General features: G+C 66.9%; 21 protein-coding genes and 1 pseudogene. 7 read left to right on the forward strand and 15 right to left on the reverse strand.

Going from position 1 to position 19531, the window contains the following annotated elements; translation table 11 throughout:
* Position 1: 1 nt before the first annotated feature.
* The 6 genes from ACIBCN_RS35760 to ACIBCN_RS35785 form a co-directional block, all read right to left on the reverse strand.
* Positions 2–1624, reverse strand: a complete 1623-nt coding sequence (locus ACIBCN_RS35760) for a flavin monoamine oxidase family protein (protein ID WP_396996252.1) — start codon at positions 1622–1624, stop codon at positions 2–4.
* A 308-nt stretch (positions 1625–1932) separates the two neighbouring features.
* The gene (locus ACIBCN_RS35765) at positions 1933–3159 is read right to left on the reverse strand and encodes a hypothetical protein (protein WP_396996254.1); all 1227 of its coding nucleotides are present in this window, start codon (positions 3157–3159) and stop codon (positions 1933–1935) included.
* A gap of 217 nt (positions 3160–3376) precedes the next feature.
* On the reverse strand, positions 3377–3859 hold the full coding sequence (locus ACIBCN_RS35770; protein WP_396996256.1) for a hypothetical protein: 483 nt from the start codon (positions 3857–3859) through the stop codon (positions 3377–3379).
* A gap of 149 nt (positions 3860–4008) precedes the next feature.
* Positions 4009–4692: a hypothetical protein gene (locus tag ACIBCN_RS35775; protein WP_396996258.1), complete on the reverse strand. Its 684-nt coding sequence runs from the start codon at positions 4690–4692 to the stop codon at positions 4009–4011.
* A gap of 145 nt (positions 4693–4837) precedes the next feature.
* On the reverse strand, positions 4838–5731 hold the full coding sequence (locus ACIBCN_RS35780; RefSeq protein ID WP_396996260.1) for an NADP-dependent oxidoreductase: 894 nt from the start codon (positions 5729–5731) through the stop codon (positions 4838–4840).
* Between the two features lie 115 nt (positions 5732–5846).
* Positions 5847–6284, reverse strand: coding sequence for a hypothetical protein (locus ACIBCN_RS35785; RefSeq protein ID WP_396996262.1), 438 nt, complete (start codon positions 6282–6284; stop codon positions 5847–5849).
* 118 nt (positions 6285–6402) lie between these two features.
* Between ACIBCN_RS35785 and ACIBCN_RS35790 the strand changes: the two genes are divergently transcribed.
* Positions 6403–7098 carry a TetR/AcrR family transcriptional regulator gene (locus tag ACIBCN_RS35790; protein WP_396996264.1) on the forward strand — a complete coding sequence of 232 codons (696 nt, stop codon included), beginning with the start codon at positions 6403–6405 and terminating at the stop codon, positions 7096–7098.
* A gap of 6 nt (positions 7099–7104) precedes the next feature.
* Here the strand turns inward: ACIBCN_RS35790 and ACIBCN_RS35795 are convergent, their stop codons facing one another.
* On the reverse strand, positions 7105–7956 hold the full coding sequence (locus ACIBCN_RS35795) for a LysR family transcriptional regulator (protein WP_396996266.1): 852 nt from the start codon (positions 7954–7956) through the stop codon (positions 7105–7107).
* A gap of 103 nt (positions 7957–8059) precedes the next feature.
* On the opposite strand from ACIBCN_RS35795, the gene ACIBCN_RS35800 reads away from it, so the two are divergent.
* Positions 8060–9142, forward strand: a complete 1083-nt coding sequence (locus ACIBCN_RS35800; protein WP_396996268.1) for an NAD(P)H-dependent flavin oxidoreductase — start codon at positions 8060–8062, stop codon at positions 9140–9142.
* Entirely contained in the window at positions 9135–9809 is a 675-nt protein-coding gene (locus tag ACIBCN_RS35805; protein ID WP_396996270.1) for a pyridoxamine 5'-phosphate oxidase family protein, read from the forward strand. The genes ACIBCN_RS35800 and ACIBCN_RS35805 overlap by 8 nt, the downstream gene beginning before the upstream one ends.
* Positions 9810–9817: 8 nt before the next feature.
* On the opposite strand, the gene ACIBCN_RS35810 is transcribed toward ACIBCN_RS35805, so the two are convergent.
* From ACIBCN_RS35810 to ACIBCN_RS35820, 3 genes are read right to left on the reverse strand one after another with little or no spacing between them, the layout of a single operon-like run.
* Entirely contained in the window at positions 9818–10399 is a 582-nt protein-coding gene (locus ACIBCN_RS35810) for a carboxymuconolactone decarboxylase family protein (RefSeq protein ID WP_396996272.1), read from the reverse strand.
* A complete protein-coding gene (locus ACIBCN_RS35815) occupies positions 10399–10758 on the reverse strand; it encodes a hypothetical protein (RefSeq protein WP_396996274.1) in 360 nt (119 codons plus the stop codon). Before ACIBCN_RS35815 ends, ACIBCN_RS35810 begins: the two co-directional genes overlap by 1 nt.
* Before the next feature lie 16 nt (positions 10759–10774).
* On the reverse strand, positions 10775–11173 hold the full coding sequence (locus ACIBCN_RS35820; RefSeq protein WP_396996276.1) for a DUF4440 domain-containing protein: 399 nt from the start codon (positions 11171–11173) through the stop codon (positions 10775–10777).
* A gap of 231 nt (positions 11174–11404) precedes the next feature.
* Between ACIBCN_RS35820 and ACIBCN_RS35825 the strand changes: the two genes are divergently transcribed.
* Entirely contained in the window at positions 11405–11959 is a 555-nt protein-coding gene (locus ACIBCN_RS35825; RefSeq protein ID WP_396996278.1) for a hypothetical protein, read from the forward strand.
* 46 nt (positions 11960–12005) lie between these two features.
* On the opposite strand, the gene ACIBCN_RS35830 is transcribed toward ACIBCN_RS35825, so the two are convergent.
* Positions 12006–12941: a hypothetical protein gene (locus tag ACIBCN_RS35830; RefSeq protein WP_396996280.1), complete on the reverse strand. Its 936-nt coding sequence runs from the start codon at positions 12939–12941 to the stop codon at positions 12006–12008.
* Between the two features lie 393 nt (positions 12942–13334).
* On the opposite strand from ACIBCN_RS35830, the gene ACIBCN_RS35835 reads away from it, so the two are divergent.
* Both ACIBCN_RS35835 and ACIBCN_RS35840 read left to right on the forward strand, forming a co-directional pair.
* Entirely contained in the window at positions 13335–14837 is a 1503-nt protein-coding gene (locus ACIBCN_RS35835; protein WP_396996282.1) for a hypothetical protein, read from the forward strand.
* Positions 14838–14886: 49 nt separating this feature from the next.
* Positions 14887–16268 (forward strand): annotated as a pseudogene (locus tag ACIBCN_RS35840) (FAD-binding protein).
* 49 nt (positions 16269–16317) lie between these two features.
* Here the strand turns inward: ACIBCN_RS35840 and ACIBCN_RS35845 are convergent.
* From ACIBCN_RS35845 to ACIBCN_RS35855, 3 genes are all read right to left on the reverse strand, one after another.
* On the reverse strand, positions 16318–16560 hold the full coding sequence (locus tag ACIBCN_RS35845; RefSeq protein ID WP_396996284.1) for a hypothetical protein: 243 nt from the start codon (positions 16558–16560) through the stop codon (positions 16318–16320).
* A gap of 16 nt (positions 16561–16576) precedes the next feature.
* Positions 16577–17119: a YaeQ family protein gene (locus ACIBCN_RS35850; protein ID WP_396996286.1), complete on the reverse strand. Its 543-nt coding sequence runs from the start codon at positions 17117–17119 to the stop codon at positions 16577–16579.
* Positions 17120–17182: 63 nt separating this feature from the next.
* On the reverse strand, positions 17183–18433 hold the full coding sequence (locus ACIBCN_RS35855) for an alpha/beta hydrolase family protein (RefSeq protein WP_396996288.1): 1251 nt from the start codon (positions 18431–18433) through the stop codon (positions 17183–17185).
* Positions 18434–18632: 199 nt separating this feature from the next.
* Here ACIBCN_RS35855 and ACIBCN_RS35860 point away from each other — a divergent pair, with 199 nt between their 5' ends.
* Positions 18633–18779 carry a DUF1059 domain-containing protein gene (locus ACIBCN_RS35860; RefSeq protein WP_396996290.1) on the forward strand — a complete coding sequence of 49 codons (147 nt, stop codon included), beginning with the start codon at positions 18633–18635 and terminating at the stop codon, positions 18777–18779.
* On the opposite strand, the gene ACIBCN_RS35865 is transcribed toward ACIBCN_RS35860, so the two are convergent.
* The gene (locus ACIBCN_RS35865) at positions 18773–19357 is read right to left on the reverse strand and encodes a hypothetical protein (protein ID WP_396996292.1); all 585 of its coding nucleotides are present in this window, start codon (positions 19355–19357) and stop codon (positions 18773–18775) included. The two genes, ACIBCN_RS35860 and ACIBCN_RS35865, sit on opposite strands and share 7 nt — an antisense overlap.
* Between the last annotated feature and the right edge of the window lie 174 nt (positions 19358–19531).

Consider the following 19531-nt stretch of genomic DNA (forward strand, 5'->3'; position numbering starts at 1 on the left):
GTCAGCGCCGATGGACCTCGACCGCGGCGCGGACTCCGCTTTCCAGGGCGCCCTCGATCCATGCGGTGTTGAGGCTGGTGTGATCGCCGGCGAAATGTACTCGGCCTTCGATGGATCGGGTCGCGACGTGGTGGTCGTGTAGCTGGCCGGGGGTCGGCATGGCGGCTTCGCCGAGGGCGTAGCGGGCGCGCACCCAGCTCTGCGTGATGCCGACGCCGGTGAATTCGGAATCGACTCGCTCGCCGAACAATTCGCGCATGCCGGCCAGGGCGAAGTGGACGCGTTCGCCGTCGGTGAGGGAGTCCCAGCGCATGGCGTCGTCGGCGAAGGTGTAGGAGGCGAGCACTACGCCGCCGTCGGAATCCTCGACGTGCGAGGGGAAATAGAGGCAGCGGTTCGGGGCATCGGTGACGCAGCGGCCGCCGCGGAATCCGGTTGGTCCTTGCTCCCAGAAGCGACTCTTGAACTCCAGCAACACTTTTGTCGCCGCGTCGTGGTGCAGTTCGATGATGGCGCGCCGCTTGTCGTAGGACAGTGGCGGATCGAAGGTGCAAAACCTGGCCGCGGTGAGCGGGATGGCCACGACCGCGTAGTCGGCGTCGAACGATTCGGCCGGTCCGGTCGGTTGACCGTCGGAACCTTCGTCGCCGGTTTCCCCGGTGGTCCAGATCCGCACGCTGTGGTCGGTCTGTTCCAGCCGGGTCATTCGCTTGCCCATCAGGATGGCCGGGCCGAGTCGCGCGGCCATGGCATCGGTGAGCGAGGCCATGCCGCCGGCCAGCTCCCAGTAGGTGGCGTCGGCCGGGATCAGGGTGTGGTCGACGAGCGGAAAGATGACGCTGTGCCGTAGCCGGGCGGTGACGTTCTCCAGGGTGCCGACAGCCTCGATGCGCTCCTTGGGCCACCCCTGCTCCATGAGATAGCCGCGCAGGGACTCGTTTTCGTAGGTGGCCAGCAACTCGGCCCAGCCCTCGACCTGGCGCTCGATCGACTTGCTCTGCAGCACTTCGGCTTTGCGCAGCGCGGTATCGAGGAGCGCGCTGCTCGACGTCGCGAGGTCGCAGCCGAAGCCCGCATGGACCGTGCCGGGGTTCGCGGCGTATTCGCCACGGGTGACGGTGATTCCGTTGACCTTGATCAGGCCGCGCCCGGCGGCGGGCGGCGGAACGTACTGTCGCTTCGGCCCGTTGGACCACTCCTCGCCGGTGCGGGAGCGGTAGCAGACCGGGGGCGTCGGCGGTGTGCGAGTGTCCGCGAGCACGTCGGAGCTGTAGAACGGCCTGCGCCGCACGCCGAGCTTGTCCGCCAGTGCCAGCGCCATCGGGTGCACGCTGGACAACCGCATCGCCCCGGCCTCGGCATAGAGGGCGGGATCGGTGAAGACGCCGCGAAACGTCTTGACCCGCCCGCCCGTTCGACTCCCGTTGGCCTCCACCACGGTGACCTGATGTCCGGCGTCGGCGAGCAGGTTCGCGGCGCTCAACCCGGCCGGACCGGCCCCGACGACAATGACCTTCTTGCGCGCGTTCGCGGCGGGCAAACCGGTATCGATCAGGACCTTCAGGTAGTCCAGCGTGACGTCGGCGCCGTTCTCGTCGACCCCGAGCAGCTCCCGGGCGAGCACCTCGCTGCGGTCGCCGGAGCGATCGTCGGTGGTGCCGGGCGCACACCCGGTCGCCGCGATCGCACCGGAGGCGACGGCTCCCGCGGCCAGGGTGCCGAGCAGGCGGCGCCGAGAAACTCTGCTGTCTGAAATCTCCCGAACCTCCCGAAACGAGGGGCGAGGGGCCCCATTTCGCCACGACGGCCGCCGACGGTACCCGAATTCTCGAAGCGCACTGGAGAACTCGGTGCACCGGCCGGTGGTGCGGGCGATTCGTGCTCGGGTTCGGTTGGTCTGCTCGGGGTGAACGCCGGTGGCCGCGACGAGATTCAGGTTCTGGTCGCGTCCGCGGCGGTCAGTAGCAGGCCGGTGAGTTGGGTGATGATCGCATCGCGGTTGCCCTCGAACTCCGGGCCGGTCACTCCGGCCTCGGGGAGACCCTCCAGTACCGGGGTGTGAATATGCCCGCCGGGCAGACCGGCACCCGCGACGTCGCGCAATAGTGTTGCCCGATAGGCACTTTCGTTGGAGAGGTAGCTGCCACCGCCACCTGCCCACGCGGTCGAGTCCGGCGGCGGCCCGTCGGGCATGGGGACGCCCGGTATGGCGGGAACGCGGCAATCGGTGATGACGGGCAGCGCGGGGAAGAAGGGCAGTAGTGCGGTGTCCACCGAGGTGCGCACCTTGACCGGGAACTGTCCGGGAACGGCGGCCATTTCGGGCAGTGGCAAGGTCGATCGGGTCCACTGCGGCTCCGGACCTGCGGCGGCGGTATTGGGCACGCTACCCAGGTAGCAGACGGATTCGTTGTCGGCCTTCCCGCCGCGCCAGGCCCCGTTGGTCTGCTCGAGGTCGAATTCCCCTGGGCTGCCGACGCTGAGCGTGGCGAACATGTCCACCTGGTCGGCGCCGTCGGTCAGGAACGGCCGCAAGGTCTGTTCGACGACTCCGTTGCCGAAGTCGCGCCAGCGGACCGGGAACATCGCGGTGGCGAATTCGACACGGCCCTGGGCGGTTTCGATGGTTTTGCCGTTCAACGCCAAGGCTGTCGCGCCGGACGGGTTTCCGTTTCTGATCTCGGAGTCCAGCTTGTAGGGGTCGAAGCCGGTGATCAGGACGTGCCGGGTGGTCGAGCGGGGCGTCGAGTAGGCGACGGCATCCTGGCCGCGACCCGTTCGGTCGATCGCCCCGACGATGTCGGCGCGTTGCTGTGCTGACAATCCGAACAACGGCTGCCATTGCTGCACCGCGGCCACTTCGGCCAGGCGAGCCCAGTACAGCGGCCGATCGTCGCTCGCCGATAACGAGCCGCTCGCCTGCCTGCCCTGGGCGCGGTCCACCGCGTGACGCCACAGTTGTTTCGCGTCGGTGGTGGCCAGCGCGACCGCCGACGAGTAGTCCGCCGTCGCACACAGTTCCGAGACGAACGACTGCACGAGGTCGGTGAAGCCACCGCCCTCGATCAACTCAGCCGGTTCCGGCCTGCCCAACCGCGCTTCCTCCGGACCGAGCGGGATCGACCGATTAATGCACTCGGCGGTCGGAATCCGTTCCATCCCAACGCTATTACTATCGCCCGGCGCCGCTGTCGCGGGCACACCCACGACAGTCATCGCGGTCAACGCTATGGCAACAGCCACCGGTGCACTGGCAATCGCCGACCGCGACCTCTTCATCCGATTTCCTTCCGATTGGCAGAGACTACCGAGTGCCAGTCAGGTTAGGGCCGCACGGTCGACGCCACAAGGCGGCGATCCCCAACGGGCGCGGGCTTCAGAGCCCTTGCGGATGCGAGGACAGCCATGCGGCATGCCGGGAGCGCAGCCGATCGCGTTCCTCCGTCGAGGTCAGAATGGCGTCGGCGCCACCGTCGTAGGGATGGTAGAGCCGCTGTAGCCCGGTGTCGGTGAGTAGCACGTTGGCCGTGAGGTCGTCTGCGACGGCGCGCAGCAGTTCGTCGAGGCAGCCACGCTCCCAAGGGATCTGGCTGACAAACAAGTGTGTGTAGGTGAGGTACTCGGGATCGGGTTCTGTGCAGAAGGTTGTCCAGTACTCGGCGCCGCCAGGGTGCCAGCGCGCCGCCGGGTGCGGCTGCGATGCCGGCAGCGGAGTATCGGACCAGTCCACCGTGATGACGTAAACGACTTCGCCACCGAAGAGTTCATCCAACACCGTGTTGTACCGATCCAGCACCACCGCATACTCGTCCTCGGTGTCGGGATAACGCTTGGACCCCGGCAAACTGTGAAAACGCACCCACCGATCCGGATAGTCCCCCCGCAAACAATTAGCAATCGGTGGCCCTGCCGGCCAACGTTCTTCCCAGCGGCGAAGCAAATCATTCTCGATCACCTGGCGAAGGTATCTCGCATCAGCCTCCAACGGTGGTCACGTGCGCGTTCCGGTCAGGCGGGATCGGTGATGAGGTGGTGGTAGGCGGTGTCGAGGGGAATGTCGACGGCGAACCAGGCCGCGGGACGGTCGTCGTCGCGGGGGCACCAGGCGGTGGCGATGCAGAGGCGGGCGACTTCCGTGGTGGCCAGGCCGGGTAGATGCCAGGCGATTCGCGCCGGATCCATGTAGCGCACACCGTATTCGGTGGCGGCTCGCAGTGGTCGCGCCCAGCTGGTCGGCATCAGCCTGCCGTCCGCGGCCTGCATGGCGAGTAGTTCGGCATCCGGCCCGCCGATGGACACCATGAAGTCCTCGTTCTCCACGCTCACGGCCGCGAGGCATTCGCCCGAGTCCTGCCCGCCGTACGCATCGGCGGGAAGGTCGGTCAGTTCGGCCGAGACGACCAGTCCCGGCACCCTGCCGCGCGCCTGCACCTGCCAGATTCCGGCCCAGATCGGAACCGGCGCGCCACCGTCCCAGGCCGGTTCGTCGACGCTGCCGATCAGCAGGTCGACCGTCGCGGTGCGATGCCGCCACCGGTGCAGATACGTCCCATTCGGCAAGCACCACAAGGTATCCGGCTTGGCGGGTAGCGCGTCCGGGCCCAGCGCGACGGAGAACCCGAGCGTGCCGAGGGGCGTATCGATCACGGCTGGACGACGCTCTGCCTGGGCCAGGTGGTCGGTGGGAAGCATCCGCCCATCATGCAGGGTCGCGGTGAGCGGCGGATGGGCCCGGGTGACAGCGAACTCCGCGCCCGCACTGGCACGGGCCTGGTTTGTGCCGCGAAGCCCACCGCCGCCGCGGAATTCGGCTTGCCAGGGCGCGTGCGGGAAACGCTCAGATCACCATGACGCGGCGCCCGCGCGTGTGACCGGTATGGCTGTCGATGTGCGCCGCCGCGGCCTCGGTGAGCGGGTACGACTTCTCGACCGGGATGTGCAGCCTGCCCCGTGCGATGAGGTCGGCGGCCTCGGCGAGCGCGTCCGGCACGCTCCCGGCCACTCCGGAGAACCGGACCCCGAGATCCGGCGCATCGAGATCGGCGATGGAGAGCACCTTCGCCGGATCCCCGGTGAGCTCGACGAGTTCGCGGATGACGCCAGAGCCCGCCAAGTCGAGCGCCGCGTCCACGGGCCCGAGCTGCCGCACCCGCTCGACCCAGCCCGCGCCGTACGTGGTGGCGACGGCTCCCAGGCTGCGCAGATAGTCCTGGTTCGCGGCCCCCGCCGTGCCGATCACCGCGATGCCGCGGTCGCGGGCGATCTGCAGCACCGCCGATCCGACCCCGCCGGAGGCGCCGCTGACCAGCAGTGTTTGCCCGGGCTGGACGCCGACCTCGCGGAGCACGCGTAGCGCGGTCTCCACCACGGACGGATATCCGGCGGCCTCTTCGAACGTCAGCCCCTCGGGCATCCTGGCCCAGGCCGACAGCACGGCGAACTCGGCATAGGTGCTCGAGCCTTCGCCGAACACGTTGTCGCCGACGGAGATCCCGTCGACGCCCGCGCCGACTTCGTCGACCACGCCGGCGGCGTCGATCCCTACTCCCGCGGGCAACTCGATCGGGTGGGCCTGCAGGATCTGGCCTTCCCGGACCCGCCAGTCGACCGGGTTCACGCCCGCCGCCCGCACGGCGACGCGTATCTGACCGGGGCCCGCGTGCGGCTCCTCGGCGTCTAGGAGTTGCAGCACTTCCGGGCCGCCGAACTCGGCGAAGCTCACTCTCTTCATGCGGTCGAACATAGCACTAACCGTTAGTGTTTAACAACCGGTAGTTTTTCACACTTGATAGCATCAAGCGGTAGCTGAGCCGCCCGGACCGATCGCCGCTCTCCGGCGCCGCACATCAGGCGCTGGCCGGCTGATCGTCGGTGCTGAGGTCCGCGACCAGCCGGGCGTAGCCCTCCCGGGCCTCGCCGAGGTGCATCCAGGCCGCGTGCTGTGCCTGTTGATCGGCGGGGTGCAGGACCGTCCACCTGGCATGGGCGTAGGCGCAGGCGACCTGGCTGAGGACTTCACCCAGAGAGTGGGTACTGTTGCGTGCGTTGGGGTTTCGTCGAACGTGCGACGCCGCCCACGCGTCGATCGCGGCGACGGTTCGCGCGATTGCGGCGCGGTCGTCGGCCGCGTCGAAGTCGTTCGGGCGCCGCCGCGGGTCCGGTATCAGGGCCGCGTGCAGGTTGCCGAGTGCCCGTGCCCATCCGACCAGTGGTGCCGCCGAGTCGAGGTGGCCGGAGATCGCGGCCAGCAGCGCCTCCGGCGAAAGTATCGCCGCGGGATCCACATCCTGACCTCGTCCGTGCTGAGGCGGGACCGGCGTCGACCATCGATTGCGCATGTCACCCCAGATTCATAACAGTGTTATGCCCGTAGAATAACGCCGTTATGGAGCAGGGACAAGAGTGAACGCGGAATCGGGCCAGCCCGCGCCGAACAGGCGCGCGCAGCTGATCGAGGCAAGCATCCAGCTATTGGAGCAGGTGGGGCCGGAAGGGTTGCGGGCACGCACGGTCGCCGCGGAAATCGGGGTGTCGACGATGGCCGTGTACACGTATTTCGGGGGCATGAACGAACTGCTGGAGGCGGTCGCGGCGGAGGCGTTCGCCCGCTTCGGTGCCGTATTGGCCGTGCCCGACACCGACGATCCGGTCGCCGACTTCTTCGTCGCAGGCGCTGCGTATTACAGCTACGCCCTTGCCAATCCGCAGCGCTACCGGCTGATGTTCGGCCTGGTCTCGCCGCAGACCACGCGCCCGGCGGCACGAAACCTGAGCACTTCGACCGCACCCGCCGAATTCGCCTCCGGCACGACATCTTTTAATCAGATGTTGCACGTCGTCGAGCAGATGGTCGAGGCGGGGCGCATCCGCGCGGATCCGGTCGCCGATGTCGCGGGACGGTTGTGGAGTTTGATGCACGGCGTGGTGCTCCTTGAAATCACCGGCTATCTCGGCGGCGCGGGACAGGCCGTCACCGACATCCTCGGCCCCGCCACCGTGGACCTGCTCGTCGGCATGGGTGACGAACGCAGTCGCATCGAACAGTCGAGAGTCCGTGCGAACCAGCGACTTGCCGAGCAGGCATCGGGCACCTTGTAGCCCGGCTCAGGGGCGGGCCTCGGCCAGCGCGGCATCGAGGAAACGCCGGACCGAACGTGGGGGTGGCGGCGTGCGCCGCCAGCCGAGATAGAGCGTGGAAGCGGGGATATCGGGCAGTTCGCGGTAGACCACATCGGGGTGCGGTGCGCGGTGGGTGGCGATGTCGGGCACCGCGCCGATGCCGCGGTCGGCGGCGACTAGTTCGATCCATTCGTCGAAGTTGCCGCAGGTGACGATCTCCCGAGTGGGGTCGGGGTCGGGCCAGCAGTCCGGCGTGGTCGTGCCCGACTGGGTGTTGACGACCAGGGGGTGCTGGGCGAGGTCGGCCCAGCGTAGCCCGTCCGCGTGCGCCAACTCCGAGCGCGCGGACACCGCGAGTACCCGCTGCTCGGTGCCGATTCGACGCCAGGTGATGGCGGCGGTGGGCTGCGTGGAGTTGCGGGCGATCGCGATATCGATGGTGCCCTCATGCAGCGCCGCGGCGGGATTGTCGTTGCGGTGCAAGGTGATCTGGCCACCGAGTTCGTCGTAGCGCGCGCGGGTGGCGGCGAACCAGTCACTGGGCAGCAGCCACGCGAAGCCGACGCGGACCTCGCTGCGCGTGCGCATCTCCGCTTGCAGCTCGTTCACCTCGGTCAGGATGTTGCGGCTGCGTTCCAAGAACAGTGAACCGTTGGCGGTGAGTTCGAGCCTGCGCGAGGGGCGCGTGACCAGATCGCATTCGAGGATCCGTTCCAGGTCTTGAATCGTGCGGGTCAGCGACGGTTGAGCGATGTGCAGACGGGCCGCGGCGCGCGTATAGGTGCCCTCCTCGCACAACGTGACGAACGCGGTGAGGTGACGCAACTGCAAGTCCATAGTCTCAGCGTATACCGCATGCTGAGTGAGCATTTTACGGCCGATTCTGCGGCTCGTAGCGTTAGTGGGGTCCCCTCCGCTTCACCTCAGGAAGTGAGCAGCGATGTTCGATTTCCGATCCTTGACCGTCCCCGTGGTCGGCGCTCCGATGGCTGGTGGACCCTCGACCCCGGAACTGGTGGCCGCGGTGGGCGCCGCCGGCGGGTTCGGGTTCCTGGCCACCGGCTACGCCGCCGCGGCGAAGGTCGGCCGCGACATCGCCGAGCTGCGGCAGCGTACCGACGCGCCGTTCGGCCTCAATGTGTTCGTGCCCGAGTCGATCTCGGTGGATGTGTCGTCGCTCGATGCGTATCGTGCGTTGCTCGCCGAGCGCGCCGCCCGGTTCGGGGCCCACCTGCCTCATGAAATCCCTTACAGCGACGACGATTTCGATGCCAAGATCGCGCTGGCGATCGACGAGTCGGTGCCCGTGGTGTCGTTCACCTTCGGTGCGCCCACCGTCGAGGTGATCGCCCGGCTGCACCGGCACGACATCTGCGTTGTCAGCACCGTCACGACGGTGGCCGAGGCGCGACTCGCCGCCGCTGCCGGCGTCGACGCGCTGTGTGTGCAGGGCCCCGAGGCCGGCGGGCATCGGGGCACCTTCCACATCGCCGACACTCCGGGCGAGCTGTCGCTGGATCAGCTCCTGGAACAGGTGCGCGCGGTGACCGAGCTGCCGTTGATCGCCAGCGGCGGCATCGCCACCGCCGACCGTGCGGTCCCGCTGCTGGCCCTCGGGGCGGACGCCGTGCAGGTAGGCACATTGCTGCTGCGCACACCGGAAGCCGGGACCAAGCCCGCACACAAAGATGCCCTGGCGGACCCTCGGTTCACCGAAACCGTGCTCACCCGTGCGTTTTCCGGCCGCCCGGCCCGCGCGCTGCGCAATTCTTTCGTCGACGAGTTCTCCGCCGCCGCCCCCGCCGCCTATCCGTACGTCAACACCCTCACTGCGGCGCTGCGCAAGGCTGCCGCGGCCGATCCGGACACCCTGAACCTCTGGGCCGGAACCGGATACCGCCATGCGGGCACCGAACCAGCAGCTGTTGTCATCGCTCGACTCGGTGCACAGATCGCCGAGCTGCGCTGCACGCCATCACATTCCGACCTGACCCTGACCTCGCATCGGGCCGCCCGTGAATAGGACCACCCGCTACGGCGCGATCGCGTTCTCCGACGCCAGCGCCGCCCGTCAGCGCGCCACCGGAAGCATCAACTGGTACGGCCAGCAACGGGCCGACGGCGAAAACATGGGCGTGCCAGAGGAACTCGACGGTCCGACCGCGGCATTAATCCGCTCGACCGACTCGTTCTTCATCGCCACCGTGACCCCTTCGGGCTGGCCCTATCTCCAGCATCGCGGCGGGCCCCCGGGTTTCGTGCACGTACTGAACCCGTCGACGATCGCGCTCGGCGACTACTCCGGAAACCAGCAGTTCGTCACCCTGGGCAATCTCGACCGTGACGACCGTGTCGCCTTGTTTTTCGTCGACTACCCCACTCGCACGCGGGTGAAAGTGTTCGGCCGCGCCGAAATCATCGAGCGCTCCGACGATCCCGAACTCATCGACCGTTTGCTCCGCACACCGGAGGGCGTCGTGCGTACCCGCTGCGACCGAGCGTTGCGCATCCACGTCGAAGCCCTGGATCGCAACTGCCTCAAAAACATTCCGGTCAAATACAGCAGCGAACGCTTGGCCGAATCACTGCGCCTGGCCCGCGCACCGCTCACCGACGAGATCGAGCGGCTGCGTCGACGCAATCACGAACTCGAACAACAGATTATCAGCATGCAGGGGTTGTCCTCATGAGCTCATCCCTACCGGTAGCCGCGCTTGAGTAGGAACTTGGCGCCAGCCGCGAAGCCTGCGGGGCTGGGGAGTTCGAAGTCGAAGGCATCGGCGAGGTGGTTGGTTGTGTTGAATGCCGCGCAGACGGCTAAGGCGTCCTTGATCTGTTGGGGTGTGACGCCCGTGGACAGCACCTCTCGCATGTCCCCGGCGTCCACGGTTCCGGTCCGGGTCAGCTTGGCGAGCATCCGCAGTGTTGCCCGCAGACCCTCCTCGACGGGCGCCGAATCCACGTCGGCCAGCACGGCTCGGACCTTCGCCTCGTCCCGATAGGCCCGGCCTGCGGTAGCGGTGTGTGCGCCGACGCAGAACGCGCAGTCGTTGACCTTGGATACAAACGCCGCCATCAACTCTCGATCGCCCACCGACCAGTCAGCAGGTCCCCGCATCGCTTCGTGGGTGAACTTCTTCGCGAAGGAACCGTAGAAGTCGGGCCGATAGAAGACCAACTTCGCCGCGTCCGGTAGGGGATGCCCGGAGAACACCCGGATGAGCGTGAACAGCACCTTGGTCCCGGGACGGTATCCGTTGTTCAGGATGTCGAGACGCATCAGCTGACCTCGCCGACCGCTTCGGCCAAGGCCGCCAACCCCGCGTCGTACAACCGGGCGGACCGGCCGACCGCAGCGGACACCACCAACTCGAACAACTGATCCTCGCTGAAGCCCGCCGCCTCGGCCGCCGCGAAATCCGCGTCGGTGAGCCGGGTCGGCTGCGCGACGACCTTGTCGATCAGTCCCTGAAGAGGCGGGGGAAGGCCCACGTTGCGGAAAGCGCTGGCGCGCTGCTCCGCGGTCGCCGTGCCCTGCCCATGCTGAACACGGTCCACCAACGCGCGGTGTGCAGCTAGTTTCCTGTCCTCCAGGTCGGATATGCCCCGCTTCAACGGGTTTGGTGTGTCCTCGGTCATGTTCGTCTCCGGATGGCTATTCTGCTGGGGGAGTGGCGGTTTCGTGTAGCCAGCGCCACAGGTATCCGTGGTCGGTGTTGAGCAAAATCGCGGTGACCAGGCGACGGCTTCGGGTGTCGCCCTGCTGATTCTCGGCGGTGAAGCGCACGGTGAGCAGGCTGCCGCTCTGCGCGATTTCCTCGATGTCGGCGATCTCGATGGTAAATCCCGGCTGCGCGTTTCGGGCCGACCACACACCGGCCAGCAGCGTGTCGCGGTCGATGATCTGCCCGACCGTGGTGACCGAGGAGAACTCGTCGTGCAGCGCGTTGGCGAACCGGTCGAATACCTTGGGTGGCGCGTTCGAGCCCATCCATTCGGCCAGGTCCGAGTGCAGGGCCTCGACCACATCGGCCAGGTCGGGGTGTGCAGGCATAGCGGCAATCTCGATCTCGGTCAGCGTGGTCGGCCCGTACCGAAGATCATATCCAGCATGCGGCCGCTGTCGGCGACGAGTTTGGTCCGGTGCGCGGCGGCGGTCGTAGCCGAAGACTCCGTATCCGGGCGAAATAGGCGGTCCGCCAATAGGATCATCGAGGTGGTGGGAGACGAAGCAAAGAATGGCGTGACCAACCGACGTGCGGTGATAGCCGGTACCGTGGCGGCCGTGGCTGGTGTCGGGGTCGGGGTGGCCGCCGGACGAATCACCGAGACGGGTGCGGACACGTCGACCGTTGAGGGATCGTTCACGGTGGTCGATCGGCGCGGCAAGCAGCGGTTCCTGCTGGCGACGCGGAAACCGCCGATCATCCTCGGCGGCAAGACGTATCCCGCGCAGACGCGGGGCGGCCCGGACGACGTCACGGCCCTGGTCTTCAACGACGAGAACGGCGACGAGAAGGGCGGCATCGTGGCGAGCAGCGACGGTGCACTGGTCTCGCTGGACTATCCCAACGGCGACGCCATTCATCTGCAGACCAGTTGGCAGGACAAAGTCGGCGGTGCCGCACTGACCATGACGCATATCGGAGATCCGGCGACGCCGATCGATGACGCGAAACATCCACTGGGCGTGCAACTGTTCGCCGACACCGAGAACGGGACCGGTCTGACGCTGTGTGATCCGCAGGGACGGCCGCGAATTCAGTTGCGCGTCGCGATGGACGGCACGCCCTCTATCGCGATCCTCGACGAAAAGGGCGCGGTCGTCAGACAGCTCTGAGCGGGATCGCCGTCGGCGGACGGCAATCCCGCTCGGCTACCGAATATCAAGCAGTGCAGTTCTTTTGGGCGTCCGTCCGAACTTTGCGTCCGGTGAACTCCTCGACAATGGAGATATTCTCCGGTGCGTAGTTCTTCTCGGTGATCTTGTCGGCATTCGGGCCACCCAGCTTGCCGGAGTACGGTGCGGACTTCTCCAACCAGTAAGCGGTACGCAGGAATTGGGTCAGCACCAGGTCGCGCAGCTTGGGCTCGTTCTTGATCTTGGCCCAGTAGTCGGGGTGCTTAGCCTTGGCCACGCGCAAATAGAGCAGCAGGTACCGGAGATTGGTCGCGGCGATATCCCTGGCATTGCTCGCGCCGATGCCCTTGATGTACTCCTGCACCACGGTGACCGCGGGCAGGCCCATCAGACCGGCGTTCAATTCCGCGGTCACGCCTTGCAGGTGATAGTCGCCCTGCTCCTGATCGCGCAGGTAGATGCCGTCCATGTCGTCGCTGAGGTTGTCCTTGATCAACGGCAGGATTTCCTTGCGCGGAAAACCGGAGTACAGCGGGATGTTCGTCATCTGCTGCGTGGCGTTGATCCACGACGCGGTGTACTTGTCCCACTCGGTGCGGGACCCGTCGAGGTCCCACATGTGCGTTTCCTCGTGGATCGCCACCATCATCGACTCGGCGAATGCCTCGAAACTGCCCGTTTCCACGAACTGATTCCAGTACTGATCCTTGGCCTGGGCGATCGCCAATTTCTGCCCGCTCGGCCAGCGCCGCTGATACATGGCCTGCAGGGTCGGCATCCAGTTCGAGCGGTTGAAGCGCGCTTTGAGGTCGCTGATATCGGCCGTCGGGGTGGAAGGTTCCTCGTAACAGAAGGGCGCCGCCACGGGATCGGCGGCCGGGGCCGCTACCGCTATGGAGCCGGGCCCTAGCGACAGGACTAAGCATGCGGTGACTATGGGTAAAAGACGTTTGCGGTTCATGCGGGTCTCACTTCGGACAGAATGTGCTGGGGTGGGGCGCTGAACAGTCAGACGAGCCCGTTACCGCCGGCGCTGGGGACTTTCCCATTGCTCGCCGTGAGCGGTCGCCGCAGGGGATAGCCGAACGAAAACCGAGAACTGTTGCACGAGAGGATGTCCCAGTCGACGGCTGCGGGGTACGCCGCCATTTCTGAACAACTGTTTGAATAGTGACATGAAAGACATAGTGGGGATCTCCCCAGTGGAAGTGGGGATAATTGAAAGCATTATCCGGTGAATTATTGAAATCGTGCGTTTGCATCCTGGCGGACGAGCTGCCATCCTCGTAGCCATGATCACTGACGGAAAGGGCGTTCTGCGCCCGGGCTGTTGAGCCCCCGCGAGGCCACCTTCGTGGCCCACGCACTCTCTCTCGCCGCCCTGCACGGTCCCGGCCCCTGGCCGCACGACGGGTATCCGCTTCCGGACGAAGAACCGCGCAAGACAGGCGAATTCATTTTGCCCAGCGTCGTCTACGACGGCGTCAGCACCCACCACTTCGGCGCGGGATCCCAGCCGGTCGCCGAACTGGCCGACCGAATCCTGCGGCACCTCGACGATCCGGCGTACTTGCTCGAGGTCCTCGCCGGGGCGCAAGCCGTTCGGGTCGCCGACGATCTGGTCGGCGAATTGCGATCCCGTCCGGTACCGCGCGAAAAGCTCCGTACGGCAGCAAGATTCGTCGCGGAGCGGGCCACCCGGCGCGAGGTAGCCAAACTCGGCATCGTGCTGCTCGGCGTGAGCGGCGACGAACGGGACCGCGAACTGCTGCAACTGCTGGGGACGCTCGACGAATTCGCGCTCTTCGCCGTCGTCGCGCTGATGAACACCCAACCCGACAGGCAGCGTGCGGTTTTCGCGCTCGCGCAGCGCCTCGACGGCTGGGGACGCATTCACGCGGTCGAACGCCTGAAAGGCTGCCCCGACCCGGACATCAAAGCGTGGTTGCTGCGCAGCGGTTTTCGCAACGGCGTGATGAACGAGTACCTGGCCCACCTCGCCGCCACCACCGGCGGTCTCTACGAAGCACTACTGGAACCCGATGTCGACGACACCCTGCTCGCCGGCGCGGCGGGCATCCTGAAAGCCCTCGCGAACGGCGGCCCCGCGGAAGACATGCACGACTACGAAGACGCGATACCCGCCATGCACCGCTTCGCCGAACTCGTCATGCTGGCCGAACCGGCGCTCGATCTACTGGACGCGGCGATCACCCTCGAACGGTTGGTCTTCGACGACGATGTCGACTGGCCCGACGGCGAGCCAGCGCGGCTTCGCGCCCGGTATACGGCCTTGATCGCGCAACCGCGGTGGCACGATGTGGTGCTGCGTGAACTCGTGTCCCGCGGCGAAGTCGCCGACACCGGCGGGCCGCAGTCCATCGCGTTCGCGGTGGCGCTGTCCTGTGCGGGACGACTCGGTGTGGAGGCGTTGCCCCATGCCCTCGCGCGCTTGCGCATCGACCACGGCAACGCCTACATCTGGCAGTGGGCGATGCGGCATGCCGATGCGGTCTCCGTCGAGCGGGTCGTCGATCTCGCCGAGGAACTCCTTCCGCTCGCGGAGTTGGCGTCAGGCCCGTCCGAATCACTCGGTCTCGGAAGGGGTTTCCAGCCGGATATGGTGCTGCGGACCATCGTGGCGAATGTGCGCGAATACCCCGGCTTCGGTGCGCGATTGCTGCCGGTCGCCCTCGCCAACCGGGTCACCGGATGCCGCAGGACCGCCCTCGACATCCTCGACGCCTGGCCGGAGCAGTCGCGCCCGGCCGCGACGCGTGACTGGATCACGGCGGCCGCGGCATGCGAGCCCAACGCCGAACTCCGCCGGGACATGCTGGCCTTTCTGGCGAGGTGAGCAACAGTCGGTCTACGGTGGCTTGGTGAATTTCGGAGATGGGGGCTCGGTGATTGATCAACGTCCACTGACCGGCTGGAGCCGGACAGCGTCGACTGTCGCGCGGTTGTTGTCCACGCCGGACATCGATCTGGTGGCGAAGAGCGTTCGGGAGGCGGGGCCGCGCGGAGTTGTCGCGCGCGGCCTCGGCCGCAGTTACGGCGATCCGGCGCAGAACGGCGGCGGGCTCGTCGTCGATATGACGGTGTTCGACCGCGTGCACAGCATCGATCCGGACAGCGGTGTGGTCGACGTCGACGCGGGTGTCAGTCTCGATGTGCTGCTGCGGGCGGTGCTGCCGTCCGGTCTGTGGGTTCCGGTATTGCCGGGCACTCGGCAGGTGACGGTCGGTGGGGCGATCGCCTCCGATATCCATGGCAAGAACCATCATTCGCACGGTAGTTTCGGCAATCACGTGTTGTCGATGGAGCTGCTGACCGCAGACGGATCGGTGCGCACGATCACGCCGGAAGGTGCTGACGCGCAACTCTTCTGGGCCACGGTCGGCGGAATGGGGTTGACCGGCATCATCGTTCGTGCTCGGGTGCGGATGAAGCACACCGAGACCGCGTATTTCGTGGTGGACAACGATCGCACCAACAATCTCGACGAAACGATGGCGCTGCTGACCGGCGGTTCGGACCAGGGCTACGAGTACTCGATGTCGGTGCCCGACACGATCAGTACCGGCGCGAAGGTGGGTCGCGCGGCGTTCAGTCGCGGGTCGCTGGCCACCCTCGACCAGCTGCCGATCAAATTACGCCGGGATCCACTGAAATTCGATGCGCCGCAGCTGTTTACCGTGCCCGATATCTTTCCGAACGGCATGGTCAACAATGTCACCTCCCGGATCGCCGCCGAGGCGTCTATCGGGTGTATCCGCGGCAAGCGCGCGGCCGGATCCAGAACCTGACGCAGTTCTATCACCCACTGGATCTGCTCGGGGAATGGAACCGCGCCTACGGTCGCCGTGGTTTCATGCAGTACCAGTTCTCGATGCCGTTCGGGGCCGAGGAGCAGCTCGCCGACGCGGTACGGGCGATCGCGCACTCGGGGCACCGGTCGTTCCTGAATGTGTTCAAGCGCATGGGCTCTGGCAACCAGGCGCCGCTGTCCTGGCCGCACCCCGGTTTCATGCTCAGCCTGGACTTCCCGCTCAAACCCGGGCTCGGCGAATTCTGCGCTGAACTCGATCAGCGCGTGCTGGCCGCGGGCGGACGCCTGTACTTCGCCAAGGATTCGCGGACGACGCCGGACATGGTCCGCGCGATGTACCCGCGGCTCGACGAGTGGCGCCGGATTCGCGATGCCGCCGATCCGGAGCGGATATTCGTCTCCGACTTGGCCCGGCGGCTGCGGCTGGTCAGCGACGAGTTCGCCGTCAGTCGTTGACCCCTCAGCCGGGCGAGCGGAACGCATACCGCTCGCCCGGCCGGGTGAATTACGGGTGCCCCGAACCGCTCTCGAGGAATTCACGGATGAAGCAGAGCGGGCAAATCGGGTCGAACGGGGCGGTGACCTGCGTCGCGGCGTTGCTCGCGGGCGCGGCCGCAGCGACCGCGGGCTGTAGGGCGATCGCCAGAGAGATAGCTCCGGCGGCAACAACATTCAGCATGGGACGGTTCAAGAGATCCTCCACGTTGATGAGATGAGTGGTGAGGGTAGCAAGGTCCGCCGCCGTCATCTCCCGAATTCCGGACCTAGCCGAGCGCGTGCTCCTCGACCGCCGCACTCAGGTTCGTGCCGTTGAGATCCAGGTACAGCGAGCGTTCGGTGATCGACAGGGTTGCGGTGTTGCGGCGGTCGATCGCGGCGACGGCGGCGTCGATGAAGTCGCGATCGAAGCTGTAGAGCGGGATGGCCTCGACGCGATGGATGCGCTTGCCCGCGAGCTGTGCCAGCACCTTGGCCGGATCGCGATGGGTGTAGATGGCGGCGCGTCCGGCCAGCTTGCTGCCGCGGTGCAGGCGGTCGGCGTCGGGTGCGCCGACCTCGATCCAGGCGGTGAGTCGTCCGGTCAGGTCCCGGACCAAGACGGCGGGCTCGTCGGTGGACGAGATACCGCCCTCGCTGAACGCGATGCCCTCCTGATATTCGAGGCAGTAGGCCAGCAGGCGGGTCACCATGAACTCGGCGGTCTCGGACGGGTGGCGCGCGATCCGCAACTCCAGGTCCTGGTACACGTCGCGGTCGACATCGGCCAGTTGGACGGCGAAGTTGTGCAGTGTCGCGGGAAGGGCCATAAGACCAGCAGCTTAGGTGAACCTCGCCGGTGGTCCTGCGCGCGCGTTGCCGCGCGGCCCGCGTCAGGGGATGAACCTGGTATCCGGGTAGCGCGGATTGTTCCCGTCGAACAGGTCGGTGGCGAGGTGTTTCAGGTGCAGGTCGAAGAACGCGGCGATGTAGTCCTGCTGTGCGCTCACCGAGCGGGCCGGGTGGATCGTGCCGACCGCGCGTTGCCGCGTCTGCTCGGTCAGCAGGCTGGCACACTGCGGCACCGCGACCTGGAGATCGGTGAAGCTCATGTGGGCGGCGCCGTCGAAGTGCAGGTCCCGCTTCCAGGCATGCTGATTGGTCCAGAACTGGTGCCAGCTCGGGTCGAGGTCGTCCACGTGGGAGTGCTCGAACTCGCGTCCCGTCTCCGGGTTCACGCCGTCGGCGCCCACCAGCATGAACGGACGGTCCACGCCGTGCCGCACGACCTCGCCGACCTTGCCGACGCTCATGCCGCCGTCGAGATTGATGCCCGCGCCGATGCGCTGGTCCTGATACATCGTCTCGCCCGCCGCGTAGCCGCCCAGCGAATGGCCGAACATACCGACCTTCGACAGGTCCAGCGTGCCCGGCAATCCCGTGGGGAGCGTGCGATTTTCGGCATCCGGGTTTTCGCCCTTGTTCAAGCGGGTCAGCTGGTCGAGCACGAACCTGGCGTCGGCGACGCGGGCATCGACCGATGTCGCGAGGTACGCCGGATCCGGGCGGGCATCGCTGGTGACCACGCGCCCGCCGGGGAACTCGACCACGCTCGCGTCGTAGGTATGGGAGATGGACACGACGACGTAGCCGTGACTGGCCAGGTCGTCGGTGCGGACCGAATTGAGTTCGCGTTCCACCCCGAAGCCGTGCGAGAACAGCACGACCGGCCAGGCACCGCCGGTGCGGTCCACCTCCGTCGAGATGCTCGCCTGGCGTTTGGTGCCTGCCCAGTCGATCGTGCCGGGTTTCAGGCCGTTCTCGGGCGAACTGGCCGCGAGCTGGTCTACGGCGGCCGCCACGCCCGGCGACATCCAGGCGGCGCGTTCACCGGTGCGTTGCACGGGGTAGGTCACGGTGACCATCAGCTCCCGCTTGTCGGCCGGATGCCATGGGTCCTGTCGTGTGTCGACCAGATGCAGGTCGGTCGTGCCGACCGGGTAGCGCCCGCTCAGCGGCGGCAGGGTGATCCTTGCCGGCGTCGTGCTGGTCGGCTCGGGCGCGTCCTGCCCGCACGCGGTGAGCAGGACGGTCGCGGCCATGGCAGCGGTCAGCGTCAGCGCGCAGCTGCGCAATGTGATCACTTCGGTGGTCCTCCTCGACGTTCGGCTCGACGTCATGATGGCAAAGGTTCCATGGCGAGCGCGTCAGCCAGGCGGACTACTCCGGGTACCCCGGGATGCGTAGGGGACTACCCCCAGGGGGCCAGTCCGGATGGACCGGGATGCTCAGGGTCCAGTTGCCCGTCCGCTTAGACTGTCGAACGAGAGGGAAGGACACCTGATGAAGCGAAACCTGAACTGCCCCTGCGGAGAAGCCATCGTCGGCATCGACGAGGACGATCTTGTCGAGAAGACAACGGCCCACCTGGCCGAGAATCATCCGGGTCACGAGTACTCGCGCGACGAGATCTTGTTCATCGCTTACTGATTCGGCGATCGGGCCGGTTCCGGCCAGATCACCTGGTCGGGCAGGCACAGGCTGGCCGAGCGGGTGGTCGGTACCGGGCCGGTGCCGGGGGTGAAGTTCCACTGGGAGATCGGTCCGGCCGCCTTCCAGCGCAGGGCGCCGTTCGCGTCGGAGACCACCTCGTACACCGACTCGCTGCCGTCGACGAGTTGGGTGCCCACGCAGTAGTCGTTGTACTCGGTGCCCGGCTGCTGCGCTCCGGCACTGAAGATGCCCGCGGGCGCGGTGGTGGCGCCGGGATTGACGACGGTGCTCGGTGTGCGGACGTCGTCGCCCCGCTGCCAACGAGGTGCGCCGAGTTGGTCTGTCGCACAGGTGAAAGCGCGGCCACCGGCGACGACGGCCGTGCCTTGCGCATAACTTGTGCCCGCCCACAGGCAGCCTCCGGCAGGTGCGGCGCCCGCGCTGCCGGTCGCCGCGCCGAGGAGGCCTGCGGTGGCGACCGCCGCCACGGTGAGGGCGAGTGCGCCGCGCCGCCACGGCCTGGTGACGCCGCGAGGTGCGTCGTGAGCAACTGCATCGGGTTCGACGTTGAGCATGTCCCGACCATAGGAACCGGCGACCGGGCCGAGCATCACGCCGCAGGGCTATTTGCCGCCAATACCGCAGTGCTAGGGGTGATTCCGCATCGCGAGGGCGCCGAACTCAGGGTGGGGTACTACGTAAGATCACGCCCCCGCCGCCTGTCCGATCAGGCCAGCGAAGCCGGGTGT

Origin of the sequence: Nocardia sp. NPDC051052 (assembly GCF_044456045.1) — a bacterium.
Classification (GTDB): Bacteria; Actinomycetota; Actinomycetes; order Mycobacteriales; family Mycobacteriaceae; genus Nocardia.